We start from the raw sequence: 5,183 nt of genomic DNA, 5'->3' as shown, positions 1-5,183 counted from the left end.
TAACGGATCAGTATCTTTGCCTTCCCCTCTTCATTCTTCTGTTCAGCCACTTCCGGAAATCCGCCGAAGGTTACGGCCTGATCCAGCATTCTTGCCCCCTGCTTGAGCTGAACATGGTTTGGTTCTTCAATGAAAACATTATGGGTTGGTCTACCCAGTTCCTCCCCCCAGCAAAGTGCAGGCAAAGACAGAATTTCAATCCTTCCAGCCATGGTGTCTGCTGCAGCATCCAACAATCCGATTGAACTGGAGCCGGTCATGAAAATTTTTGCACCGCTCTGATCAATGGCATGCTTGACCGCAATGGTCAGCCTGGGGGTGCGCTGAATTTCATCAATTATGCATGACTTACCCAGATCCTGGACAAAACCTTTTGGATCGCGTTCAGCCCAGTCCAAATAATCCAGGTCATCCAGGGTGGTGTAGTTGAAATCAGGGAACAATCCCCTGAGAAGGGTTGTCTTGCCTGACCGGCGGGGGCCGATGAGCAGACAGCTGCTGTCTGAAGGAATGGTCAGCCATCTTGAAAACATAGTTTAAAAATAGCGTGGATATTTTAAAAGTCAAGTTTAAAAATATCCAGGCTTAATTGAAACTGAAACTGATAATCCAGAATGCCTCTATCCATTAATCACAGTATCAATCAACAATAGAGGTCATCCCGATCTAGTGGAGGATATGTAATATTGGGGACAGGGTCCCACAATATCTTTAGTGATCGTCAGATGAAAGCGGTCCTGTAATTCGGAAATCATTGATTTCTGTTTTTCCCGAAATTAGTTGATGACCCAGATGAAAAAACTTTTGACGATCTTGATATTATGGATATACAAATTTCAATAGCTCATCCACCAGGAGTGGAAGGAGTTACGAAGTCGTCCCCAGGGGCGGCTTCAGCTTTTTTAAACAATTATGGCCATTATACATTCAGCCTTGCCATTGAGTTTTCAACGGCTTTCTGAAACAAACCAGCTTATGGACAATATTTTGTAATATTTTCCCATTCTTTTGTAAGAGATTCTGATATTTCCAGATATCTGCTTCTTATCTTTTTTGGTTTGCCTTTTTTACTGCGGATAAGACGCTTCCTGGCTGGCTTGTTTTGAAAATAGGCAAGAATCGCATTAGAACATTCAAGATCATCCATGAGTTCGGGAGTTGTTTGACTGTAAAGCCCGGCTGCCACCCATGCTTCAATGCATTTTGAAGGCACACAGATGACTCCACTATCTCCGGGTATGGTCGGTGAAAGCCACCCATGAACAACACTGAAAAGTAGATCAACCGTATCCGAGGCCGGTGGACAGGGCACCTCACAAGGTAAATCATTTAATACCGGCTCATGAATTCCGGCATCGGCGTAACTCATTCCTGCAACGTCCGCATCTATCTGGATAATTATCACATCCAGATTCCGCAGAATGGGATTTTCAGATAATGTCTCCGACTTAAGAGAAGCCACTTGTCTGCACCACCTGTAAACCCCGCCCCAGCCGGTTCCAGGTGAGCCCGCAGGCACTTGAGGCTGAAGGGTTGTTGCAATAAATGGAGTTCCAAGAAAGGCGGCCAGGCCAGCCTGCAAAACAACTGCGTCAGTGGGTCCCTCCACAACCAATCCAATTTTGAGCTCAGACATTGGGCACTCCACCGATATGTCCCATCATCCACAGTCTGGAAAGAGGCCAGTCATTTTTGGCTGCAAGATCAGACAATTCCCGCGTTATTTCAATTCTGCTCACCAGGCTGTGTCCCATACTGTTTCTGTCCACTGCAAAAAGTCTGATGTTTTCATTGTCAAGATCCAGTCCATCCACCACTGCCGGGTTATGAGCAGTGAAAATAATCTGCTGTCTGTTGGCTTCCAACACCCACTCACATAACATCCTGGTCAACTCCCTGACCATTCTGGGGTTTAGAGCATGATCCAGGTTATCTATGGCCAAAAAAGACGGGGAAGAAGGAGATAAAGTCAGGGCCGCAGCAAACAGAGCGTAAAGCGATCCCTCACTGGCGTCATAAGCGGTGAGCTTGTTGCGCTCCTTTATCATGTAGCGATCAGTAAAACGCAGAATCCTCTTTGAACGGGGCACGGACGGAGACAGCAGCTGTGATGCACTCAGGCTGGTGTCAAATCCTTCAACCCAATCCATGCAGGAAAGCACATCCTCCAGGGCTTCTTCAACCCTATCATCAATGACCGCAAGTGCTTGCAACTCATGCATGGCTGCAGCCAGGCCGCCGCCTGAAAGTCCTACGGGCTCCCTGGTCTGAGGGTCGGGTACTATGCCACGCAAAGCAGCTGTATGCGGGGAATAAATGGCATAGTCCTGCAAGGTGTTCAATAACCGACCGGCCGGGTCCTGTTTGTCTAACTCAACTGCTTTTAAAGCGGCCAGGCCAAGGGCCGGATCATAATCGTTCTTCCGGCGTACTCCACGACTGACAATAGTAGAAGTCTTTGAAGCAAGGTGCTCGGTCTTGAATTCCCAGGCAGGCCTGGGGTCCTGCAATGGATTTAAAAGCGAAATCCTGTATGAAGATTCTGGAGCATTGACCTCCATGGTAATATGTGGAGGAGTCCGGTCTGCCTTGAATGAGGATTTATAAAGGCTTGGCAACCCAGGGCGCACGCCTCTCCGCATCAGGGATTCATCGTCTACCCGCCCTGAGGCGGCAGCGGACAGAACGCCTATGGCTTCCAGGATATTGCTTTTTCCGCTGCCGTTGGCCCCGATCAAAACATTGACCAGGCCAAGTTCCATCTCAAAATTTCTCAAGGATTTAAAACCATCAATATTTATTGTGTTGATCATATTGACTCCTGGAATATGATTTTGTGCGGGTATGTTTTTTCACTACCATTGAACATTTTCTGGCTGATCACTGGCTGAGGATAACAACCCACCACAACCGATTGCATGAGCTTCTGTCCGTCTGCCTGGGATCTGGTCAGGCTGGCTTCCAATTCATCGCACAGGGCCATAAGCTGGTCAACTTTGGAAACTATGCGGTGTTGTTCAGGGAGTGGGGGGAGCCCAATGATTATTGGATAAATTTTTGCGCCAGAAATAACTGGCTGTGCGGTTGCATTGTCGTGCTTACGAAAATCTGTAGCATTCAACAGATACTTCAGAAACCAAATGCTTAGAAGGTGATCATTAAAATATGTAATGAAAGCATTGTCAGTAACCCATGCTTTGTCTGGAGTAATATGAACACTGCCACAATAATATCCAACACGACCTATCACCAATGTTTGCTTTTCAATGTTGTGCTTATTATGAAAACCGGCAATGCCATTTCCACCGTAGACTGGGATATGACCTTCAATCATATCCTTTGACGACAAACCATCACCTGATGATACCTTAATTAGTTCTCCCAAACGACTCCAAGCCCAACCGGTCGGGAGTGTAAAAGGTTTATCTTGATCAGTTACGGCTGGCAATGTTTGTAACTTTTTCAGTTTTTTCTGGACAACCAAGCCTTCAAAAAAAGGTTTTGCTTTTTCTAAGACTGCCTGTGCTGGAGAATCATCAGGATTTTGAGGGACAAGTCTGCCCTGGACAGCCAGCTGGAGGATTGAGGAGCGGAGTTCCTGGATTGATTCCGGGGTGGTGAAAACAAGGCTGAAGTTGTCCTTAAGCCTGGTCCAGTTGAAGGACAGTTCGTCCCTGGTTCTGGATTTTGTCAGGACATGCAGGGCGGATTTGTTCAGCCGGGCATGAACCACTTTTTGTTTTTCCTGCCTGGCTTCCAGTTCATCGCACAGGGCCATGAGCTGGTCAACTTTGGCGACTATTCGGTGTTGTTCAGGGGAGGGCGGAATTGGAATTGGTCCTGAAAAGAAATTGGAATCGTTAATTGCAGGATATGCTATACCAGTCATTTTTGAGTTTACGTAATCAATAAAGACATTGCTTCTCAAATAATAAAACAAGAACTTGCTGGAGATGCCTGAGCAGGGGTGCAGAATGGCAAAGGCCGTACTGGCTATGGGTTCAGGAGAATAATCGTCTTCGATAACTGCTATGTTAAGCAGGTAAGGTCTTACAGTGGAAAAAATAACCGTGTTCTTAAGGACAATCTTTCTTGCCCTTGAAGGTGCGTTTTGAGGTTGTATAACTTGAAGATCTCTTGAAACTTTTCCTGAATTATTTTCAATCGAGGCCACGTCTATATATGTAAACTCCATGTCGGGTTTTTTTTGGCCTAAATCAAAGCTGATGTATTTTAAACGTGCCCACTCCCATCCTTTAGGCAGCTCAAAGGGCACTTCATCCGGCTTAATCTCAGGCAGGGGCTTTTGCTTTTTGATTTTGCCTTCTTTGATCAGCCTCTGTTTTTCTGCCTTGATCTGTTGTAAAAGCCTACTTGCAGGAGGATCATCAGGATTTTGAGGAACCAGCCTGCCCTGGACAGCCAGCTGGAGGATGAGCTGGCGCAGTTGCTTTACTCCGTCGGGTGTACCTGCCAGGAGATGGAAGTTTTTGAATAAAAGGTCTGTTGTCATATGTCTCATTTAAGAATTATCTCACGCAAAGGCGCAACGGCGCTAAGAAAGTCTTTTAAGAATTGTTCCACGCGAAGACGCAAAGGCGCTAAGAAAAAGGGGTTTAAAAGCTTTGCGGCTTAGCGGCTTAGCGTGACCCTTTCTTCTCTTCTCTCCTCATGCCTGTTCACCACCCGCTTAAGCCCCTGCTTCAACAAAGGAGCCCCGAAATTGATCAAGAGCCCCAAAGGCAGGTCCATGAGCCGCAGATAGGTCAGGACCTGTTTTGGATGGACAGGATGAAGCTCTTCAACTGATTTGAGTTCAACGATCAGCCTTTTCTCCACAAGCAGGTCCAGCCGGAAACCCTCATCAAGCACAACGCCTTGATAATGAACGGGTACCGGCTTCTGCCGTTCCACCATCAAGCCCCTTGCCCCAAGTTCATGGGCCAGTACAGCTTCGTATACGGATTCCAGCAGTCCCGGCCCTAGATCACGGTGCAGGTGAAAGGCAGTGTCAATGACTGTGGATGCAAGCTTTTCAATGTATTCTGATTGATCACGCATAGTTTATTTAAGAATTGTCTCACGCAAAGGCGCAACGGCGCAAAGAAAAAGCTCTGAAAAGCTTAGCGTCTTAGCGCCTTAGCGTGAGTCCTTCTTCTCTCTTCTCTTCATTCCCCCCAAGG

The 5,183-nt window shown here is 46.8% G+C and carries 5 protein-coding genes; all 5 read right to left on the bottom strand.

Going from position 1 to position 5,183, the window contains the following annotated elements; translation table 11 throughout:
* Positions 1-533: AAA family ATPase (locus QZP87_RS07390; protein WP_291322280.1), on the bottom strand; the 533-nt coding region annotated here is incomplete at its 3' end.
* Between the two features lie 440 nt (positions 534-973).
* Positions 974-1,636, bottom strand: coding sequence for a hypothetical protein (locus tag QZP87_RS07385; protein ID WP_291322279.1), 663 nt, complete (start codon positions 1,634-1,636; stop codon positions 974-976).
* Positions 1,629-2,813 (bottom strand): ATP-binding protein, encoded by a 1,185-nt coding sequence (locus tag QZP87_RS07380; protein WP_291322278.1) that lies wholly within the window; start codon positions 2,811-2,813, stop codon positions 1,629-1,631. The genes QZP87_RS07385 and QZP87_RS07380 overlap by 8 nt, the downstream gene beginning before the upstream one ends.
* Positions 2,810-4,276 carry a restriction endonuclease subunit S gene (locus QZP87_RS07375; protein WP_291322277.1) on the bottom strand — a complete coding sequence of 489 codons (1,467 nt, stop codon included), beginning with the start codon at positions 4,274-4,276 and terminating at the stop codon, positions 2,810-2,812. Before QZP87_RS07375 ends, QZP87_RS07380 begins: the two co-directional genes overlap by 4 nt.
* A 356-nt stretch (positions 4,277-4,632) precedes the next feature.
* On the bottom strand, positions 4,633-5,061 hold the full coding sequence (locus QZP87_RS07370; RefSeq protein WP_291322276.1) for a GxxExxY protein: 429 nt from the start codon (positions 5,059-5,061) through the stop codon (positions 4,633-4,635).
* Positions 5,062-5,183 lie beyond the last annotated feature (122 nt).

The organism is Desulfonatronospira sp. (assembly GCA_003563255.1).
In the GTDB taxonomy this organism is placed as follows: Bacteria; Desulfobacterota; Desulfovibrionia; order Desulfovibrionales; family Desulfonatronovibrionaceae; genus Desulfonatronospira.
This window is presented reverse-complemented; position numbering and strand designations above follow the sequence as displayed.